This window comes from Mariniradius sediminis (assembly GCF_021491425.1).
Lineage (GTDB): Bacteria > Bacteroidota > Bacteroidia > Cytophagales > Cyclobacteriaceae > Mariniradius > Mariniradius saccharolyticus.
Map to the genome: position 1 here is coordinate 45,196 of NZ_JAKEVZ010000011.1, position 20,526 is coordinate 65,721.

The 20,526-nt window shown below is 46.0% G+C and carries 19 protein-coding genes; 16 read left to right on the forward strand and 3 right to left on the reverse strand.

Going from position 1 to position 20,526, the window contains the following annotated elements; translation table 11 throughout:
* Positions 1-108 precede the first annotated feature (108 nt).
* The 7 genes from L0U89_RS14385 to L0U89_RS14415 all read left to right on the forward strand — a co-directional run bounded on the left by L0U89_RS14385 (position 109) and on the right by L0U89_RS14415 (position 10,335).
* Positions 109-5,253 carry an adenylate/guanylate cyclase domain-containing protein gene (locus tag L0U89_RS14385; protein WP_234862151.1) on the forward strand — a complete coding sequence of 1,715 codons (5,145 nt, stop codon included), beginning with the start codon at positions 109-111 and terminating at the stop codon, positions 5,251-5,253.
* A gap of 119 nt (positions 5,254-5,372) precedes the next feature.
* Positions 5,373-6,281 (forward strand): KPN_02809 family neutral zinc metallopeptidase, encoded by a 909-nt coding sequence (gene ypfJ / locus L0U89_RS14390; RefSeq protein WP_234862152.1) that lies wholly within the window; start codon positions 5,373-5,375, stop codon positions 6,279-6,281.
* A 115-nt stretch (positions 6,282-6,396) separates the two neighbouring features.
* Entirely contained in the window at positions 6,397-7,146 is a 750-nt protein-coding gene (locus L0U89_RS14395; protein ID WP_234862153.1) for a TerC family protein, read from the forward strand.
* 229 nt (positions 7,147-7,375) lie between these two features.
* The gene (locus tag L0U89_RS14400) at positions 7,376-8,305 is read left to right on the forward strand and encodes a 2-hydroxyacid dehydrogenase (protein ID WP_234862154.1); all 930 of its coding nucleotides are present in this window, start codon (positions 7,376-7,378) and stop codon (positions 8,303-8,305) included.
* 166 nt (positions 8,306-8,471) lie between these two features.
* On the forward strand, positions 8,472-8,945 hold the full coding sequence (greA, locus tag L0U89_RS14405) for a transcription elongation factor GreA (protein WP_008626664.1): 474 nt from the start codon (positions 8,472-8,474) through the stop codon (positions 8,943-8,945).
* A 46-nt stretch (positions 8,946-8,991) separates the two neighbouring features.
* Complete coding sequence (locus tag L0U89_RS14410) at positions 8,992-9,390, forward strand: HIT family protein (RefSeq protein ID WP_234862155.1); 399 nt, start codon at positions 8,992-8,994, stop codon at positions 9,388-9,390.
* A 282-nt stretch (positions 9,391-9,672) separates the two neighbouring features.
* The gene (locus L0U89_RS14415) at positions 9,673-10,335 is read left to right on the forward strand and encodes a hypothetical protein (RefSeq protein WP_234862156.1); all 663 of its coding nucleotides are present in this window, start codon (positions 9,673-9,675) and stop codon (positions 10,333-10,335) included.
* Between the two features lie 219 nt (positions 10,336-10,554).
* Here the strand turns inward: L0U89_RS14415 and L0U89_RS14420 are convergent, their stop codons facing one another.
* Positions 10,555-12,063, reverse strand: coding sequence for a S10 family peptidase (locus L0U89_RS14420; RefSeq protein WP_234862157.1), 1,509 nt, complete (start codon positions 12,061-12,063; stop codon positions 10,555-10,557).
* A 207-nt stretch (positions 12,064-12,270) separates the two neighbouring features.
* Positions 12,271-12,585, reverse strand: a complete 315-nt coding sequence (locus L0U89_RS14425) for a protease inhibitor I42 family protein (RefSeq protein WP_234862158.1) — start codon at positions 12,583-12,585, stop codon at positions 12,271-12,273.
* A gap of 408 nt (positions 12,586-12,993) precedes the next feature.
* Between L0U89_RS14425 and L0U89_RS14430 the strand changes: the two genes are divergently transcribed.
* The 3 genes from L0U89_RS14430 to L0U89_RS14440 all read left to right on the forward strand — a co-directional run bounded on the left by L0U89_RS14430 (position 12,994) and on the right by L0U89_RS14440 (position 14,913).
* Positions 12,994-13,341: a single-stranded DNA-binding protein gene (locus L0U89_RS14430; protein ID WP_234862159.1), complete on the forward strand. Its 348-nt coding sequence runs from the start codon at positions 12,994-12,996 to the stop codon at positions 13,339-13,341.
* Positions 13,342-13,560: 219 nt separating this feature from the next.
* Positions 13,561-14,535: a 6-phosphofructokinase gene (pfkA, locus tag L0U89_RS14435; protein WP_234862160.1), complete on the forward strand. Its 975-nt coding sequence runs from the start codon at positions 13,561-13,563 to the stop codon at positions 14,533-14,535.
* Positions 14,536-14,538: 3 nt separating this feature from the next.
* Positions 14,539-14,913: a hypothetical protein gene (locus tag L0U89_RS14440; RefSeq protein WP_234862161.1), complete on the forward strand. Its 375-nt coding sequence runs from the start codon at positions 14,539-14,541 to the stop codon at positions 14,911-14,913.
* Positions 14,914-14,919: 6 nt separating this feature from the next.
* On the opposite strand, the gene miaA is transcribed toward L0U89_RS14440, so the two are convergent.
* Positions 14,920-15,855, reverse strand: coding sequence for a tRNA (adenosine(37)-N6)-dimethylallyltransferase MiaA (miaA, locus tag L0U89_RS14445; RefSeq protein WP_234862162.1), 936 nt, complete (start codon positions 15,853-15,855; stop codon positions 14,920-14,922).
* 42 nt (positions 15,856-15,897) lie between these two features.
* Here miaA and L0U89_RS14450 point away from each other — a divergent pair, with 42 nt between their 5' ends.
* The 6 genes from L0U89_RS14450 to L0U89_RS14475 all read left to right on the forward strand — a co-directional run bounded on the left by L0U89_RS14450 (position 15,898) and on the right by L0U89_RS14475 (position 20,511).
* Positions 15,898-16,653 carry an Hpt domain-containing response regulator gene (locus L0U89_RS14450; protein WP_234862163.1) on the forward strand — a complete coding sequence of 252 codons (756 nt, stop codon included), beginning with the start codon at positions 15,898-15,900 and terminating at the stop codon, positions 16,651-16,653.
* Entirely contained in the window at positions 16,650-17,027 is a 378-nt protein-coding gene (locus L0U89_RS14455) for a response regulator (RefSeq protein ID WP_008626699.1), read from the forward strand. The genes L0U89_RS14450 and L0U89_RS14455 overlap by 4 nt, the downstream gene beginning before the upstream one ends.
* A gap of 20 nt (positions 17,028-17,047) precedes the next feature.
* On the forward strand, positions 17,048-17,326 hold the full coding sequence (locus L0U89_RS14460; RefSeq protein ID WP_008626700.1) for a hypothetical protein: 279 nt from the start codon (positions 17,048-17,050) through the stop codon (positions 17,324-17,326).
* Positions 17,323-18,084 carry an MBL fold metallo-hydrolase gene (locus tag L0U89_RS14465; RefSeq protein WP_234862164.1) on the forward strand — a complete coding sequence of 254 codons (762 nt, stop codon included), beginning with the start codon at positions 17,323-17,325 and terminating at the stop codon, positions 18,082-18,084. The genes L0U89_RS14460 and L0U89_RS14465 overlap by 4 nt, the downstream gene beginning before the upstream one ends.
* A 1-nt stretch (position 18,085) precedes the next feature.
* The gene (locus tag L0U89_RS14470; RefSeq protein ID WP_234862165.1) at positions 18,086-19,654 is read left to right on the forward strand and encodes an NFACT RNA binding domain-containing protein; all 1,569 of its coding nucleotides are present in this window, start codon (positions 18,086-18,088) and stop codon (positions 19,652-19,654) included.
* Positions 19,655-19,722: 68 nt separating this feature from the next.
* Positions 19,723-20,511 (forward strand): SDR family NAD(P)-dependent oxidoreductase, encoded by a 789-nt coding sequence (locus L0U89_RS14475; RefSeq protein ID WP_234862166.1) that lies wholly within the window; start codon positions 19,723-19,725, stop codon positions 20,509-20,511.
* The last annotated feature ends 15 nt before the right edge of the window (positions 20,512-20,526 follow it).

The following is a 20,526-nucleotide window of genomic DNA, read 5'->3' on the forward strand; positions in this document are numbered from 1 at the left end:
GCGAAAGAAAATCATACTATATTTATTTCTGGCTAAGTGTAGAATTTTTGGCAACCTAGCGATCGCATGGCCAGAATGAAAAAACAGTCATCCTAATTTCAATATCCGATGGAGTGGCAGGTCCTCTATGAAGGCAAATTCTTCGATATTCTGCATTCAGAATCATTTCTGGAACAAAACATTGCCCTAAAAAAGGCTTCGCAGGTGTCGATTTCCCAAGTTGCCCTGATGAAGTCCAATAACGAAGCTTCATTCGTTGGTCAACACATAGATGGATTCAGGAAAGTCTTGGGAAGTGAGGGAGACAATGCTGAAATCCGCCTCAAGCTCCAATTTGTGCATGGGAAGACGCTTCGTGAGTTTGCAGCTACCAATCCAAGCTTCGGGGAAAAACTGAGGGTTTGCATTGCAATTTCGAAGCGACTTGCAGAAGTTCAACGGCAGGACATGGTCCATCTCAACCTCAATCCAGACCATATCCTGATTGAGAAGAGCACACACCGGATCTATTTCATCAGTCTTGGCATGGCTGCCAAGATTAGAGGGAAGATTGGCCTTCAACATCGACTGACATTCCCCGAGGCCGACCAAGATTACATCGCGCCCGAACAAACCGGAAGAATAGGTGCATCCATCGGATTTTATACCGATATCTATTCTTTGGGAGCGGTGTTCTATTGGCTTTTTACCGGTTTTGCACCCTTCGAATCCAAAGAAGGAGCGGCGAAAATCCATGCACATATCGCATTGACACCAAGAAATCCTGCTGAGTCCATTGATATGCCACTAGCGTTCGCAGACATCATTCTCAAGATGCTCGAAAAGGACCTGCAAAACAGATACCATTCGGCGATAGGCGTGGTGCATGACTTGGAAGAAGTATTGCATCAACTTGAGTCAAGCGGTGTAGCCGAAAAGTTTGAACTCGGTACCAACGACGCATCAGGTGTCTTAAGGACGACCGATCAATTGTTTGGAAGGGAAGTTCAAATCAACCAATTGCTACAATCATTCCATCGTGTGATGGAAGGCGAGAAGATATTGACACTGGTTTACGGCAATTCAGGTGTAGGAAAGTCAGCCTTGGTCGAAAGCATTTATGGCAGGGTACTCAGTGAGGGCGGACTTTTTACTTCAGGCAAGTTCGATCAACTGAAAACCGATACGCCCTATGCGGCTTTTTCACAGGCTTTGGGCAGGCTGATGGCGCAACTCCTGATGATGAATCAGGAAAACCTTATGAAATGGAAGGAGGAATTCCATCGGCTATTGCATCCGGTTGGTAGGGTTCTTTATGATGTGATTCCTGGACTGGAAAGTATACTTGAAAACGAACCCGAATTACCTGTGTTGAATGGTCTTGAAGCCCAACTGCGGTTCAATTATGCGATGAATAATTTCTTTCAGGTATTTTCAAGAACAGGAACACCGCTCGTGATTTTCATTGATGACTTGCAATGGAGCGATGTTTCATCATTGTCTTTGATGCGAAATATTCTTACCAGCAATGAAATTCAAAACATCCTGCTGGTGGGAGCCTATCGCGACAATGAGGTCACTACAGGGCATTTGTTTCTCCAATTCAAAATGGAAATCGGGGAAATGGGCTTCCAACCTGAGGAAATCCACCTCACTAACCTTCAATATGGGGACATTTATCGTCTTGTCACCAGCAGTCTCGGTAAGTCAAAAAAGCCCTTGGATGACTTGGTGAAAATTGTGGACAAGAAATCCGGCGGAAACGTCTTGCTCGCGATTCAGTTTTTAAAGGCTATTTACAACAGTGAAAGGCTCTTCTTTGATAGTGCATCAGGAAGTTGGAAATGGGATGAACAGGAGTTGATCAACTTCAATGTGGATGGTGATATTGTAGACCTTTTTTTGGACACCATCAAGGAACTTCCCAACGACACGGCGACACTCCTCAAACTTGCATCCTGCAGAGGAAACAAATTCCGCTTGGAGGAACTGGAAGTGATCACTGGCTCAAAAAAGGCGAATATCTCAAAGGATTTGCAGCCCGCTGTTGATCTTGATCTAGTAATAGAAAGTCACGATGGATACATGTATTTTGTACACGACAGGGTCCAACAGGCTTTTTATTCCCTAAATGATGACTTGGGCAAACAACGCCATCACCTCAAAATCGGCCGCTTGCTCCTGGAAAACGCTTCAGACCAAGAGTTGGCTGAAAGCATCTTTGATATCGCCAATCAGTTGAATTTCGGAAAAGCCCTAATCACCGAGCCTTCGGAGTTGCACCGGCTTTGTGAATTGAATATCATGGCGGGTGTCAGGGCCCAAAATGCAACTGCCTATCTTTTTGCACTGCAATATTTTCAAAATGCCATCCAGCTTCTTCCTGAAAATTCCTGGGAACTCGATCGGAAATTCACCTACGATTTGTACCTGCATGCGGCGATTGCGGCCAACCAGTGCAATAAGCAAGAGCTTTTTGACCAATTTACAGGACTTTTGGATAAACACGTCTCCGATGTGCTGGATATGCTCAAACTCGCTGAGCTTAAAATCCTCAACGCAAACGTAGCCAACAATCAGAAAAGGGTCATTGAGGTTGGAATAGAAGCCCTCAGAAAGTGTGACATAAATTTGAAACTGCACCCATCCCAAGTGGATGTGCTGATTGGATATTTGATGACCAATATCCGCTTATCCCGATTCAAGGAAGGAGAGATCGAAAAGCTGCCAAGGATCACGGACGAAAAGACGATCATCTGTATGTCCATCATGCATCACCTGTCTTTGGCTGCCTATTTCCTTGAGCCGAATCTGGTGCCTTTGTTTATGTTTGAGTTGATTAGGCTGACATTGAAGTTCGGGTTGGGGCCCAAGTCCGCAGTAGCCCTCGTCGTGTTTGGCTATATCAACATTGCCTTTATGGGCAAAATTGAAAAAGGCTTGGAAATGGGGCAATTGGGCAATAGACTGGGGGATATCCTGGGAGACGAAAGCCAGTTTGTTTTCAACAAGCAGGCCTATATCATGTTCATTGCCCAGTGGCTCAAGCATCTGGCAGACAGCATTCCGGATTTGGAGGAGGCTTTCAAAAAAGGGCTCGAAACGGGAAATTTTGAATTTACTTCAATTATTGGCCAACTGATTATCTATTGGTATTTCTACGGAGGGATGCCGCTTGAAAAATTGCTCCGCAGAGGTGAATTGTTGAGCCTTCAGATCGCTCCGCTAAACCAAATCATGCAAATCAAGCGGATCGCCCTTTTCAGGCAATCGGCAGCTTCCTTGGTAGATGGCGTTTCTGATTATGAAATTCTAAAGGGACCGATATTCGACGAGCAGGAGGTCGGTTTTCCAAACGTAGCCGAATTTGGACTCTACTACCACAATCTCTATGCACAAAAAAAGCTGATCGCCTTGGTTTTCAATCAGGATGAAATCGCCTGGAAATACTGTTCGCTGGAGAAGACTTGTCTGATACCTGTAAAGGGTTCCGTGACGGAGACCCTGTTTTATTTTTATGAAAACCTCTGCATCACACCGATATTTGGCAGACGGTCAAAGGACGAACAAAAGCAACTCCTGAAGATCGCCAAAAAGAACCTCAAGTTCTTTAAGGGTTTGTTGAAGTACTCTGAGTCCAACTATCGCCACAGATATGAAGTGATGAATGCCGAGTATGAAAGCTTGCTGGGTAATTATGATGGGGCGCTCAAGTCGTTTACCTACGCGCTGAGGTTTGCGAGGCAAAACAGGTATATCCAGGACGAGGCCATCATATGGGAACGAGCGGGACAGTTTCTGAGACGCCAAAATCAGGATGAAGCCGCAGAGTTCTATTTTTCAAATGCCTACAAGGCTTATTCAAAATGGGGAGCGAAAGCGAAGCTTCAGCAGATGAAGGAGTTGTACCACGGTGTAATTTCTACCGAGGAGATTGGTGCCAAGTCTACGAATCTGGACCTTAATACGATCCTGAAGACCATCAACCTTATTTCGGGGGAAATGGTCCTTGGAAATATTCTAAGGGGACTTATGGATCTGATTACGGAAAATGCCGGTGCCGATCGGGCGTTTTTGATTGTAGAAGAGGATGGGACCAAAATCATCAAAGCTTCTTTAGATGTATCTAAAAACGAGGTCAAGGTCCTGCAGGAAATACATTTTGACAACTTTGATGAAATCAGCCACGCCGTCGTCAATTACGTCGCGCGCACAGGAGATACTTTGGTATTGGAAGACGCGAGGTCAAAGTTGCCATATTCGAATGAGGCCTATGTGTTGCAGCACCAATTGAAATCGGTTGCATGTATGCCGCTGAAGCATGCTGGGGTTGTTTTTGCCTATCTTTACTTGGAAAATCGCCTTCTGCCAGGGGCTTTCACGGATGAACGTGTCGAAATTATTCAGGTGATGGCCTCCCAAACAGCCATTTCCCTACAAAATGCCATGCTACTTGAGCGTACCACACAACTCAACGAGCAACTAATGCAGGAGGTCGAGGTGCGTAAGGCTGCCGAGACTAATCTCCGCATAAACGAAAAGCGACTCGAGGAATACAACGCCAATCTGGAATCCAAAGTGATGGAAAGGACTATCGACCTTCAGTCCGAAAAGGAAAAATCAGATGAGCTATTGTTGAACATCCTTCCCAGCGATATCGCGAAGGAACTGAAGGAAAAAGGTACAGCGCAGGCGCAGAAATACGGCAGCGTGACGGTGATGTTTACCGATTTCAAAGGGTTTTCGATCATTGCGGAAAATATGAGTGCCGACGATTTGGTTTCGGAACTCGATTTTTGTTTTAAGGAATTCGATCGAATCATACAGCGCTACGGCATCGAGAAGATCAAGACAATCGGAGATGCCTACATGGCGGTAGGCGGTCTGCCGGTAGTCAATGATAGCCACGCCGTGAATGTCGTGAATGCCGCGCTTGAGATCAGGGATTTCATGGACCAACATGGCAAAAAGCGGGCTTCCGAGAGTAAGCCTGTTTTTGAGGTAAGAATAGGAATCCATACCGGAAACGTCGTCGCGGGCATAGTAGGCCTGAAAAAATTCGCCTACGATATTTGGGGAGATACCGTGAATCTGGCCGCGCGGATGGAAAGCAGCAGCGAAGAAGGCAAAATCAACATATCGGGAACCACCTTTCAGCTCGTGAAAGACTATTTCCAGTGCCATTACCGCGGCAAAATTTTGGCAAAGAACAAAGGCGAAGTGGATATGTACTTCGTCGAAGCACCAAAGCCTGAGTTGGTGTCAGCAAATTGAGGTTTTAGATGGTGGGAGGTTTGGATTGAATTTTTTTGTAATAAAGAATTGAAGCCTTAGAAATAATCAATCCCTGATTCGTAATTTGTAGCTTTTCAAATACTAAAAGTCTTACAATTATGAAATGGCAAGGCAGACGTCAAAGCACAAATGTGGAGGACCGTCGGGGTCAGTCGGCAGGTGGCGGAATGGGCAGGGCAGGTGGTGGGATGAATCCCTTACTGATTGGCGCATTGGGCAGGTTGCTTTTTTCTAAAACAGGTCTGATTCTGGTAGCTGGGTTCTTTTTGGTGATGTGGCTTACGGGCACCAATCCATTGACCTTGATTGGGCAGTTTGCGGGTGGTGGCGCGCCGATCGCCCAACAGTCTACCAATTTCCAAGCCAGTCCCGAGGAGGAGGAACTTGCACAAATGACTGCTGTGGTGCTTGCAGAGACAGAAAACGTTTGGAACCAACTGATGGAGGGATATAGAGAGCCAAGATTGGTTTTGTTTTCGGGAAACATTGAATCTGCTTGCGGGTTTGCGTCTTCGGCTTCGGGGCCATTTTATTGTCCCGGCGACGAGAAGGTGTACATCGATTTGAGTTTCTTTCAGGACATGGGACGGAAGCTCGGTGCACATGGGGATTTTGCGCAGGCCTATGTGATCGCACACGAGGTGGGCCATCACGTACAGCTGCTTGACGGCACGCTCGAGAGGGTGCAGTCGATGCGCAAAAAGTTGCCGGAACCAGAGTTCAATCGACTGATGGTCAGGCTGGAACTGCAGGCGGATTTTTATGCAGGGGTGTGGGCCCATTATGCCGATAAATATGCCAACATCCTTGAGCCAGGTGATATTGAGGAAGCATTGAACGCAGCGTCATCGGTAGGTGATGACCGTCTTCAAAAGCAAGCTACCGGGAGGGTCGTTCCGGATTCGTTCACCCATGGCACATCTGAACAGCGGATGCGTTGGTTCAAAAAGGGGTATGAGACCGGCGATCCTAGCCAAGGGGATACCTTCAATGCCAGCAGGCTTTGACCTAGACCTAGCGTACAACAAAAGTCATGTACTTTTTTTGCCAGAAGAGTGGCAAATAGGAATGTTTTGACGGTTCTTTTTCAATTATATTCGCAGCGTCTAAACCACATCTATTATGGAAATTTTCCTTCAAACAGAAACTTGGATTGCGCTTGCTACATTGACATTTTTGGAAATCGTCCTCGGCGTGGACAATATCATTTTCATTTCAATTGTATCCAACAAGCTACCGGAATCCCAACAGGCAAAGGCCAGAAATCTTGGGCTGCTGTTTGCACTGGTATTTAGGATTATGCTTCTGTTGGGTATCAGTTATATCATCCAGTTTACCCAACCGATTTTGACGGTTTACGACTTCGAAATGAGCGGTCGTGATCTAATATTGGCATTTGGTGGACTGTTTTTGCTTTTCAAGGCCACCCTTGAAATCCACCATAAAATGGAAGGTAAGCCGCAGGAGGTGAAAAAGAACTCAGCCAATGGTTTTGCAAAAGTCGTTTTCCAGATCATTTTGCTGGATCTCGTTTTCTCGTTCGATAGTATTTTGACGGCTATCGGATTGGTGAAAGAAGTCTTGATTATGATCATCGCTGTGACCATATCGATCGGCGTAATGATGGCCTTTGCGGGCAAGATCAGCCGCTTCATCAACAAGCACCCAACATTGCAGATTTTGGCACTCTCCTTCTTGATGCTGATCGGATTCATGTTGTTGCTGGAAGGCTTCCACAAAGAGATTGAAAAGGGCTACATCTATTTCGCTGTATTCTTCTCTTTGGCAGTTGAGATCGTCAATATGCGGATGCGTAAGAAATCAGATACCCATCCCTTGGAGCTGAATCCTAGATTGAAGGAAGTTAAATAGTGTTCAGTTGCGGAGGTCGGGAGGCATGAAGTGGCCAGTTATTATTTGGCTGAGATCAGTTATCAGATGTTTGAATGCATGATGGAGAAGTAATGGTAGTTGTATATCAGTCTACGCGTCAATTCAGCATACCCATGAATCATAACCTAGACAAAATCCCTTCCATCAAATTACCTGCCCGTTCACTTATTAACCAATAACTCAATAACCAACAACCATCCCATCTCCCATGAAAATCCTTATTATCGACGATATGCACATTTCGATCATCCCGATGCTCGAGCAGGATGGGCATGAGGTACACTATCGGCCGGAGATAAAAAGGGAGGAGATCCTTTCGATAATCGGAGACTACGAAGGCATCCTAATTCGTTCCAAAACCCCGATGGATCGGCCGCTGTTGGACAAGGCAAGCCGGCTGAAGTTTATCGGTAGGGCTGGCGCAGGCCTGGAGAAGATCGACTTGGAATACCTTGCCCAGCGCGATATCCGGCTTTTCCACGCCGCAGAGGGCAATCGTGATGCCGTAGGCGAGCAGGCCATTGGAATGCTAATGGCTTTGTTCAATCATTCCGTACGTGCGGACCAACAGGTGCGGAAGGGCATTTGGAAAAGGGAAGAAAATAGGGGAGAGGAATTGGGCGGAAAGACCGTCGGCATCATTGGATATGGGAACATGGGTTCTGCTTTTGCCGAAAAGATCAGGGGATTTGGGGTCAAGGTTTTGGCTTACGATAAATACAAGCGCGGATTTGGCGATGCTTTTGTGCAGGAAGTCAGTTTTGAAATATTGCAAGCAGAAGCAGACGTCGTCAGCCTTCATGTGCCCTTGACACCCGAAACCAAAAATTGGTTTACAATCGACGTCATTAGACAATTTCAGAAGCCCATTTACCTGATCAACACGGCCCGTGGTGAGATTATTACATTTGAAACCTTGAACAGGGCGCTGGATGGGGGATTGGTTCGCGGGGCAGTGTTAGATGTCTTGGAAAATGAGAAGTTCGAGACTTTCACTCCGGGGCAAAAGCTGGGGTTTGAACTATTGGCAGCAAGGGAAAACGTCATCTTCAGCCCACACATAGCGGGCTGGACGCACCAATCTTACCAGAGAATCAACGAGGTATTGGTAGAGAAAATCCGTGCCCATTTCTCCTAAATCGTTGTTTGGCGAAATTTGCAAAAGACACTTTTTTGGTATTGGATTGCTTTGTCGGGCTAATCTTCTTACCTTTGAATATCCAAAATATAAAAGGAGACAAAGAAACGGTTTCAGCAATGAGACCGTTCTTTTGTTTTTCTACGGCTTAGTAAATTGAAAGAAAATGGGAAAAGTGCAGTATTACACTGAGGAAGGCCTGAAAAAACTGAAGGATGAACTTCAGGAATTGAAGACCAAGGGAAGGATAGATATCGCCCGTCAGATCGCCGAGGCGCGAGATAAAGGGGATTTGAGTGAAAACGCCGAGTACGATGCCGCCAAGGATGCGCAGGGTCTGCTGGAACTGAAAATTTCCAAACTGGAGGAGATCGTCGGCAACGCACGGGTGATGGACAATTCCAAATTGGATACATCCAAGGTGGGCATTTTAAGTACCGTCAAAATCAAGAATGTCAAAAACGGAATGACGGTTTCCTACACTTTGGTCTCGGAAGAGGAAGCTGATTTGAAAAATGGGAAAATCTCCCTTGGCTCTCCATTTGGTAAAGGACTGGTGGGAAAGGCCGTGGGTGAAATCGCCCAGATCAAGGCTCCGGCCGGCACATTGGAGTTTGAAATCCTCGATATCACATATTAAGATGTTTTTTCCCGGGGCCCCGCTCCGGGTTTTTTTATTGATACCCATGGCAACTATCTTCACCAAAATCATCAACAGAGAGATCCCCGCCCATATCGTGGCTGAGGATGAGCACTATATCGCATTCCTGGACATCATGCCCTTGGCCAAGGGCCATGTGCTGGTGGTCCCCAAAAAAGAAGTGGATTACATTTTTGATTTGGATGATGCTACGCTATCAGGTCTTCATCTTTTTGCAAAAAAGGTGGCAAAAGCCATCGACAAGACCATCAAATGTACCCGGGTCGGCGTTGCGGTTATCGGTTTGGAAGTTCCCCATGTCCATGTTCATTTAGTCCCATTACGCACCATGGACGACATCAACTTTTCCCGACCAAAACTCAAACTCAGCCAAGAGGAACTTGCTGCGATTGCTGAGACGATCAGGACAGGTTTTGAGATGTAATTGACATTGGAAAATCGCATTCTTATTTTGCATTAATTCCTTTTGTTAAGGGATTTTTTATTGGTTTTCAATTCTTGGGAATTGAGGCATTCGTCTTTTGTGTTTTTTGCGGTAAAGACGCCTTCTCCGACGATTGGTATTGCTTTTTATAGTTTGTAACCCATAGTTGGGTCCATTTTTCAATTATAGGTTAGGGTTTGATGTGGGTATTTTTGACTAATAACACGTCAATTTTTAACTACAATTGTGCGGTGTCAGCACAATAAACTCTGACAAAATGCTATGAAAAATTTTCGGAAGATTGCAGCTGCTGGAATGATTGCAATGGGCTTGTTATTCCTGTCGAATCAAGCCCAGGCCCAGATTTTTGGTGAGTATCAAAATGCTGGATTATTGGGAAAGGGCAAGATCGAGGCGTCCACCCACTTCACAGGAGTAAGTACTTCTTACGGCGGTGAATCTGCTTATACATTTAACGGCCTTGGCTTGCAGGCTGGATTCGGCTTGGGGGAAAGGTTTGAGCTCCGTACCCGCTATGAGCGGCTTTGGTTTGACGGACTCGGTATAGGTGATGGAGGATTCAATAATCTGACATTGGCACCTAAACTTGGCAAAGAAGATGGTCGATTCGCCTTTATGCTACCAATTGTCATGGCATTTGCCGAAGGCGATCAGTCTTTCCAGATCCACCCTACAGTTTTGGTTTCGATTCTTCGTTTGGAGAAAATGAATCTAACGTTTTCGCCAAAATATTTAATTTCACTGGACGAGGGCTCTGAATTCAGTGATAGCTTTTTGGCGCTCAATCTTGGCGCTGGAATTGGATTTTCTGAACAATGGGTGCTGAGGCCTGAGCTCGGATTGATGTTTTTACCAGGCGAAGAGGGTACTTTTTTCAATTTTGGTTTGGGTATTTCCCGAAGGATGGGAAATCCAAAGGATTAGGACTAGCCGAGACTTAATGCCAAAATCGAACTGATATCGTTAGATTCCAGAAAAACTCATTTTCCATCAGTATCCTCTTGGTTAGCGGTATCGATTTCAGAAAAACAGCTGATTTCTGTTCACAAAAGGGTTCAATTCAATATTCCAGCGGGCGATTTCAGATGATCGCGTAATCAACTGAAATCGCCCGCTGGCTTTTGTAGACAGATTTATTGCCTTCTATCTTTTGCTTGTGTCCTGAATAAAATCCGCCAGATCTTTCTTGAATTTGACCAGCGACGGCATGTGGGTGTACATCATGTGGCCCGCTTCGTAGTAGGTCATAATGATGTTGTTGCGGATTTCCGGCGTGAGTCCCATGTGGTCGATAGAATGCTCGACGCCATAGAATACCGTCGCTAGGTCATAATATCCGTTCATGATGAGTACTTTGAGATTGGGATCCTTGTTCATAGCGTTGGCCATGTCGATGGATGTATTGATGGCGATTTGGGTGCCCCAGCCTTGGTTACCCTGATGGGACCAATCCCATTTGAAACCAGGCGAAGAGTAAGCAGAGGTTTTGTAATTCAGTTTTTTACTGACTCCCAAATCCCTGTGGAGGTAATCGAGGAAGCCGGTGGTATAGGCTGGTGAAATGGCATCACTTTGTGGGTCGGTCGTAGCAAACTGGTTGAGGAGGTTTTCATTGATGCCTTTCCACCGCGAATCCAACCTTCCGGCAGTCATGCCTTCATCGCGCAGAAGCTCGTTGAAAAATTCGCCCGCTTGAACCCGCAGATTCGCCCGCAGCCAAAACTCATTGCTGCAGCCGGCATATTTTACAAGTTTTTCTGCAATCTGGTTTTTCTCAGCTTCGGATATCCGGGTGCCCTTGTAGAGGGCAGGCATATATTCCTCTTCAGTAAATTTCCTCACCTCATCAAGGAATGCCTCAAGGTTTGGGTTTTTGTTGGCAATCTTGTTGTGGTACCAAGCCGTGGCTGCATAGGTAGGGACATAAACGACATAGGGGATATCGTCATTGGGTGGAAACGTCAGAGTCCTCAGGTCAAAAACGGCCGAGACCATGATGACCCCATTAAGGGCGATTCCTTTGTCAAGCAAATAGCTCATTACGCCCGCATTTCGGAATGTGCCATAGCTTTCGCCCAGAATATATTTGGGGGACTGGAGCCGATCATATTCCTTCAAAAACTGCATGATAAAAAGACTGGTGGCTCGGATGTCTTGATCTACGCCCCAAAAATCTTTGCCCTCAGCCTTGCCAATTGGAATACTCAATCCTGTCCCGATGGGGTCCATCATCACCACATCCGCTATATCCAAGATCGAGTAGTCGTTGTTGACCAACTCATAGGGGGCAGCTTTGGTGTAGCCAGGGTCATTAACCACGATACGTTTTGGACCCATCACGCCCATGTGCAACCAATAGGAAGAGGAGCCCGGACCGCCATTGTACGCGAAAATAATGGGCCTCTTGGATGGTCCGTCTTCCTTGAAGTAGGCTGTAAATCCATGTAATGCGATCGGATTATTGTTTTCATCCTTCAAATGCAGCGTGCCGGCCCGGGTTTTGAGACTGTGGGTCGTTCCATTGATGCGGACCGTTTGCGTGGAAGTAAATACTTCTGCTTCGGGAATCGGCGCGTCTTGGGGTTTTTCTTGCGCATTCGCAGTGCCTACAGCCAAGATGTAGAGCAGCAGCACGAGTAGATTTTTTCTCATTGGTGGTTTTTGTCAAAAAGGATTCAGGTCTAATTTCCTTGAAAATAGAAAAATTCGGCTGGGAATGAAAATGGATATTGGTTTGGCTGCTGGATCGGGTATGGGGGTTGGATTCCGGATTCTCGAAATTCCCGATTGAAAGAGTCGTCTGTGGGAATGCCTCGTTAGTCGGAATAATATTCTTGCGCAGAGAGCATCAACTCAAGATTACTGAATCCGGATTTTTATGTAAAACCTGTTCATAACGGAATTTGGATCCCAAGTTCTGCGATAAATCAGTTCCAAATCGGTTTCGCCCAACTTGAGCGCCTCGAATTCAAATATCATCAAACTCCCCAAACCGATTTTTTCGCTTGTATAGCGTATTTGGTCCTCATAAACCATCAACAGCATCGAAGGATCAATTTTCGTGACTTCCCAAATGTATCCGGTGCTCGGATTACTTGTGAGTTCAATCTTGAAATGCTCTTTTGGTTGGAAAAGCTGTTCGGATCCGTGGTTTGGTTCGCTCAAAGTCTTCATGCGCTTAGTGTCAAAAGTGTGTGTTCAATAATCCTCAAGATCCCTTTTTCGACAGGTTCCCACAATTGCAAAAGGAAAAACCTTGATTTTCGGCGAAATCCGAGCTCTAAACCGGGGACAGCGCGTTCCCAGCCAATTGATCTTCGGCAATTTCCCATCAAAGTAAACCTGAAATGATTCTATTTTTTCTTTGAATAGTTCTTAAAAGGTAAAAAAATTTTCCATTAAATGCTAAGCTTGCGGTCCCATTTCCGCAGCTTTTTCATTCTTGGCCGATTATCCGTTTCACAAACGACTAAACCCGACTAGAAACGACAAAGTACCGACTAGATGGCATCAGCTATCCCAACTTTGGTCCATCGGATTTCTGAAACCTCCGAAAGAAAAATCAACCAAACCATTGAAATTATGAACAGAATGAGAAATCAGGTGCAGCTAATCGGGAGATTGGGCGCCAAGGCGGACGTCAACCATTTTGAAAGTGGAAAAGTAAAAGCTTCCTTCAAACTTGCTACAAAGGAAGTGTACAAGAATGCCAAAGGGGAAAAGGTAGAGGAAACCACCTGGCACAGTTTGGTGGCCTGGGGACCTGCCGCCGAAATCATCGAGAAATACACGGACAAAGGAAGCGAAATCATGGTCTCAGGAAAGCTTGCCAACCGCTCGTACGATGACAAGGATGGAAACAAGAAATACATCACCGAGGTACAGGTGGATGATATTCTTTTGCTCGGCGAAAAAGTATCGACACCCTGATATTCGGTAAAGTAACGACAAGTAGCTCCAAAGATTTGGGGCACTTGTCGTTAGTTTTTATATTTTTTGCTTCGTTTTTTTTCATCCTTTTTGATTCAGATTAGGGTCTATTGGTTTTTGGTTTAGCTTGAGGGTCAAATTTAGATCCCGAAAACTTTGCGGCGGCCTAACAAAAGCATCCATTATTGCCTATTTTTGCAGCTCAACGACCTATTAAACATGAAAAAAATAGCTGTTTTTACTTCTGGCGGTGATGCCCCGGGTATGAACGCCTGTATCAGAGCTGTCGTCAGAACGGCGATTTTTAGAGGACTGGAAGTGTACGGAATTTCCCATGGATATGATGGGATGATCAAAGGTAGTATCAAAAAGATGCAGTCACACTCTGTGAGCAACATTATCCAGAGGGGCGGGACGATTCTGAAAACAGCCCGTTCCGAGGAATTTCGGACCAAAGAAGGAAGACAAAAGGCCTTTGACCAATTGAAGGAATTCGGTATCGAGGGATTGGTGGCGATTGGTGGCGATGGTACGTTCACGGGAGCTAAGATTTTGCACGAAGAGTTTGGAATCCAGGTGATTGGCTGCCCCGGCACGATCGACAATGATATTTATGGCACTGACTATACCATAGGATTTGATACGGCTGTAAATACGGCCCTGGAAGCGATCGACAAGATTCGGGACACAGCCGCGGCCCACGACCGGATTTTCTTCGTCGAAGTCATGGGTCGGGATAGCGGGTACATCGCAATAGAATGCGGAATCGGCGGTGGAGCGGAATTTGTGATGGTTCCCGAAACCCAAACAGACCTCAAAAAGGTCGTGAAAGCGCTCAAAAACCTTCGAAAAACCAAATCTTCAAGCATCATCGTCGTTGCAGAAGGCGGCGATGAGGGAGGTGCCGAGACAATACTGGAAAAAGTAAAACAAAAAATCCAAGATCCAGAAAAGGAATTCAAAGTAACCACACTCGGCCATATCCAAAGAGGAGGTCGCCCCACCGCAAGGGATCGAGTATTGGCGTCGCGATGCGGCAAGGCGGCCGTCGATGGCCTAATCGAGGGAAAGACCAATTGCATGGCTGGTGTTGTCAATGGCGATGTCGTGTATACGCCCTTTGCGGATTGCATCGGAAAGACCAAGCCTCTCAAAGAGGACCATTTGAAACTGATTGAAATATTGAGTATCTGATTTATGGGATTTATTCCGATTATTCTCACGATGGGAGGAGCGATCCTCCTGTTTTTTATGGCGGTCCACCAAAGTATGATCGCTAAGAAAAACGCGATCCTAAGGCTTCAAGCAGCTATTTTTGACGGATTCAGGGTCTTTGGTGCCAATCTTTCCCTGGAGCCCGCGATCTCACCGGGCGTTGTCGATCAGATCGACGAAGGCTTCCGTACTCTGAACGCCAAAGCAGATGCAAAGAATAACGCTCAATTTGAAGCGAAAGTCAAAATCCCTTACAGGGATATGAAAGTCACCATTGATCAGTATAACCGCTTGGTCAAAAAGAAACCCTACAGCTTTGTGGCCAAAGCAATGGGACACAGAGCGATCGGAAAGTAGCTGGAATCAGGATTCCCCCTTTGATTTATCTGCTTCCAATTTCGACTGCACATATTGGATAATCGCCTCATATTGGTCTGGGTGAAACCATTTCATTTCGGGATAGCGCTTAAACCAAGTCAGTTGCCTTTTGGCATACCTTCTCGAGTTTCTCTTCAGAAGTCTCACAGCCTCCTCATAGTCATACTCCCCTTCCAGATAAGAGAAGATCTCTGAATATCCCAATGTCTGGAGGGCGTTAAGGTGTCGATTGGGAAATAGGGCCTCTGCTTCTGCAAACAAACCTGCTGCGATCATTTGGTCCATGCGTTGGTCAATTCGCTGGTAAAGCACTTCTCTTTCCCGCTCCAACCCAACCAAGATCGTCTCAAACTCTCGTTTAGCCGTTTTTTTCTGTCTAAAGGCGCTGTAAGGTTTGCCAGTTCCTATACAAACTTCAAGTGCACGCATCAATCGTTGGGGATTGTTCAGGTCGACCGATCCAAAATAGACGGCATCGCGTTTTTTGAGTTCATCTTGTAGATAGGCGATTCCTTTTTCCTCAAAGGACAAAATCAGCGATTGGCGGATCGCCGGATCCACGTCAGGAATTTCATCCATTCCATGCATGATTACCTCCAAAAACAAACCCGAACCACCAGTCATGATCACCAGGTCATGGTTTTTGAATAGCACATGGAGTAGTTCTATGGCCTCCTTTTCGAACCTTTTCACATCGAAGGAATCCCAAATACTGAGTGAATTGATGAAATGGTGGGGCACGCGCGCTAATTCCTCTGGGCTGGGCTTGGCCGTCCCGATTTCCATTTCCCTGTAGAATTGCCGACTATCCGATGATATGATCTCAGTATGGAAATTATCGGCGAGTTTGAGGCAAATTTCAGTTTTTCCAACCGCCGTCGGACCGGCAATTGCCAATAAATGTTTATTTTTCGATTTCAACTCGTGGCAAAGTAAACTTTTCCAAATTATTAATAAAAACGAATGAAAGCCAACAAGGTGCTGATCGTTGATGACAATAACCTCAACAGAAAGGTGTTTGAGCATATCATCGGCTTGATGTACCAGTTTGATATTGCTGAAAACGGACAGGTGGCCTTAGACAAAATCCGCAATGGGCATTTTGATTTGATTCTGATGGATATACAGATGCCCGTTTTGGATGGCATCAATACCTTGAAGGCCATCAAGTCCGAGAATCTCACTGATGCTCCGGTCGTTGCAGTATCGGCATTTGCCAACCAAAAGGATAGGGATTACTTCATCTCGATGGGTTTCGATGATTTCATCCCCAAGCCAATCAAACCGAAAATGTTGCTTGAGACGCTGGAGCTTTATTTGAAAAAGAAAAACGCTGAATCCACAAATTTTGAAGCAGATGAACAGTTGTCGGACGATGAGTTTGATCAAAATAAGGTACGGCAATTGCTGAAATATAATTCCTCTGCGAATATCAAACAGGTCTACGAGGAATTTGTCCAAGAATGTGAAACCCTACTGGCAGAGATCAAAGTACTGGCGGTGAAAAAAGATTTTGAGGCCATTGGGGATAAGCTGCACATTATCAAAGGCAATTCGGGCACCTTTGGGGCAATGGCGATATATACTTACTGCCAAAAATTTGAAAAGAACATTAAATCCCACAACTTTGAGCACACGGCAGAGGAATCCGTGTACTTGGGCTGGTTGATTGATTCCTTTAAAACAAAAATTCAACATTCAGAATTGCTAAATCCATGACGGGAAACAAAAAGGTATTGGTCGCTGAAGACAGTTCAGTAATTATCAACCTCACCAAGAATGTACTCATGTTTGAAAACTACGATATCGTGGCGGTCAAAAACGGAAAACAGGTCTTGGACAGGCTGGCGGTGGAAGACTTTGACATGATCCTGATGGATATCAACATGCCAGTCATGGACGGTATTGAATGCACAAAAGCTGTACGGGCATTGGAAGACAAGCAAAAAGCAAACATACCAATCGTAGCGATCACTGGAAACTACAAAAACTACACCATGGATGATTTCAAGAAGGCCGGCCTGAATGATTATATCCAAAAGCCTTTGGACTACGACCTGCTGCTAGCCACGGTCAAAAAGCACCTCTCCTAAACTGCCGATTTCTCCCGGAAATGACGATCAAATACACCAAAAATTTCCTGGACAAACTAGAAAACCTCTTCGCGTCTTCGGAATACATCCTGAGGTACGAGAAGGGGAATTTCAAATCGGGATATTGTGTCCTCAAGGAAAACAAGATCGTCATCATCAATAAATATTATACCTTGGAAGGCAAGATCAATGCCCTTGTGGATATCATCAAGGAACTTGGTTTTATGCCCAAGGATTTTTCCGACAAGAAGATCCAAGATTTATTGATTGAACTCCAACAAACCGAGCTGAAACTTTGAAAGTGACATTTTTAGGAACCGGCACTTCCCAAGGCGTACCCGTCATTGCCTGCGATTGTCCGGTTTGCAGTTCCTTGGACTACCGGGACAAGCGCCTTCGGAGTTCTATACATTTGGAGATTGGCGAAAAAAGTCTGGTCGTGGACACGGGTCCGGATTTCAGGCAGCAAATGCTGAGGGAGAAGGTCAAGACCTTGGATGCCATAATATTTACCCACGAGCACAAAGATCACACTGCGGGAATGGACGATATCCGGTCCTACAATTTTTTGCAAAAAAAGGATATGCCAGTCTACGCTACCCATTCCGTTATTCAGCAACTCAAGCGGGAATTTGCCTATGTATTTGAGGAAGTAAAATATCCCGGCGTACCGACCGTAAAGATTCATGAAATTGGCTCCGATCCATTCTCCGTGGAAGGCATTCGCGTGATTCCGATCCAGGTCATGCATTACCGGTTGCCGGTGTTGGGGTTCAGGTTTGGTGATTTTACCTATATCACCGATGCCAAATACATAGAGGAAACGGAACTGGAAAAAGTCAAAGGAAGCAAAATCCTTGTCCTTAACGCCCTGCAATTGAACCACCATATTTCCCATTTTACATTGGATGAAGCCATCGAATTGGTTGAGCGAATCAGGCCCGAAATGGCCTATTTCACGCATATCAGCCATAAGTTGGGGACGCATGCCGAAGTGGAAGCCGGCCTGCCGTCTAACATCCGACTCGCTTATGATGGCCTAAAAATCAGCATTTGACATGCATTTCAACTTCCATTTTTTGAAGTTTTTCTGTCCAGCCCTTGAATCCAAAATCAAAGGCTGGTCGGTGATTGAATGCTTTTCCCAAAACAAGGACGAACTCGTGATAGGATTGGCTCAGGGTGAAAATGAGTGCTACCTGAGAGCCAATTTCCTACCGGTGATTTCCTGCTTGGCGGTGGCAGATGCTTTCAAAAGGAGCAAGAAAAATACGATTTCGCTATTTCCGGAACTCATCGGGCAAAGGGTGGAAGGAATCCATTTGGTCAATTTTGAGCGTGCATTTTGGATTCAGTTTGTGTCGGGAGATCGGCTGCTGTTCAAGTTGCACGGGACAAGGAGCAATCTGATTTATTACAGACAGGACGACGAGGTACCGGTCCGGATTTTCCGGAACGAATTGAAGGATGACAAGGTCCTGCTACCTCAAAGTCTCGAAAAAAACCTGGTCTTGGACCACGCCGCCTTTATCGCCCTTCAGGGAAATGCTTCCCATTTTCTTCCAACTCTTGGGAAAATTCCCCGGGACTGGCTCAAAGCCCAAGGCTACATTGAAGCGAGTATAGAGTCAAAGTGGAGCTTGATGCAACAAATGTTGGAAATGCTGGAAATGCCCTGGTTTTCCATTATTCATGACGACAATCAATATTTGCTGAGCATGCTGCCAACGGAGAAGCCGCTATTTCAGACCGCCGATGCTATCGAGGCTGTGAATATGCTGTTTCGCTACCGGGTCGTGGTGCAGGGTTTTGAAATGGAGAAAATTGCCATCCAGAAAAAGCTCGAGGAGCAACTCAAGCGGACGAAAGCCTATATCGAGAAAACCACTGCAAGGTTGGAGGAATTGGAGGACGGGCCTTCGCCTTCCCAAAAGGCCGATGTCATCATGGCCAATCTGCACCAAATCGGTCCTGAAACCGAGACGATTTCCCTGTTCAATTTTTATACACAGCAGAAGGAGAATTTCAATTTCAAACGGGGCCAAACTCCCCAAAAACTGGCCGAAACGCTCTATCGTAAGTCCAAAAACAGAAAGCGGGAGATTGATCAACTTTATCAGAATCTTTCTGATAAAGAGCAACTTTTGACATTGACCGGAAATATGTTGGCGGAACTCATGGAAATCAATGACCATCGTGGACTCAAAAATTTTGTCAGAAATCACCATTTGATTCCCAAGTCCCAAGAGCAGGAAGAACAGGTTCCATTCAAGCGGTTTGAGGTTGAGGGTTTTGATGTCTTGGTTGGAAAATCAGCCAAGGCAAATGATGAGATGCTCCGGAGATTCGCTTGGAAGGAGGATTTGTGGCTGCATGCCAAAGACGTGGCTGGGTCGCACGTACTTATCAAGTTCAAATCAGGGCTGTCTTTTCCCAAAACTGTCTTGGAAAGGGCGGCTGAATTGGCGGCTTACTATTCGAAAATCAAAAACGATTCCTTGGCTCCTGTAATCTATACACCCGCCAAGTATGTGAGAAAGGTGAAAGGCTCAGCGGACGGATCGGTCATGGTGGACAAGGAATCGGTAATCATGGTCGTACCACGAGGACCTCAGGAAGCGCATTGAATCGGAAATCACTTTTTTTTGATCCCGTTTTCCAGTACTTTTCAATTACAACCAAATCCCATCATTCCATGATTTTTCAAGACAAAGTTGTTTGGATTACCGGTGCCTCTTCGGGCTTGGGCAAGTTTATGGCCATAGAATTTGCCAGGCAAGGTGCAAAGCTTGCGCTTTCGGGTCGCAGGATCGAGCAGCTTGAGGCCGTTCGTACAGCGGTGATTGCCGCCGGTGGTAGGGGGGAGGTTTTTCCCTGTGAGGTTACCGACGAGGCCGCCTTGGACGCCACCGTCAAGGCCATCGTGTCCCGTTTTGGGAAATTGGATGTTGCCATTGCGAATGCAGGATTTGGCGTATTTGGTAAAATAGAAAGCCTCAGCGCGGCAAATTGGCGGAAACAGTTGGATGTAAATGTTGTTGGATTGGCAATGACAGCCAAGTTTGCGCTACCCTTATTGAAGCAGACGGGAGGACGCCTCGTGCTGATCGGATCAGTCGCGGCTTATGTTCCCAATCCGCAAGTCGGAGCCTATGGCGTTTCCAAGGCGGCTGTCCGATCGATTGCGCAGACATTGCACGTCGAGCTGAAGGGAACTGGGGTGAGCTGTACCGTCATCCATCCCGGATTTGTGGACTCAGACATCGCGCGGGTTGACAACGACGGCGTGCTGCACCCGGAAGCTAAAGATCCCCGGCCCAAAAACCTGATGTGGCCAACCGACAAAGCCGCCAAAGTAATGGTCGGAGCGATCGCCAAGCGCAGGCAGTCGTTTGTGTTTACTGGACATGGACGCTTCATGGCCTTAATCGGACGGCATTTTCCTAAAATGGCTGTCTGGATGATGAGCAAAATGAAAATATAGCGGCATTTTTTCTTG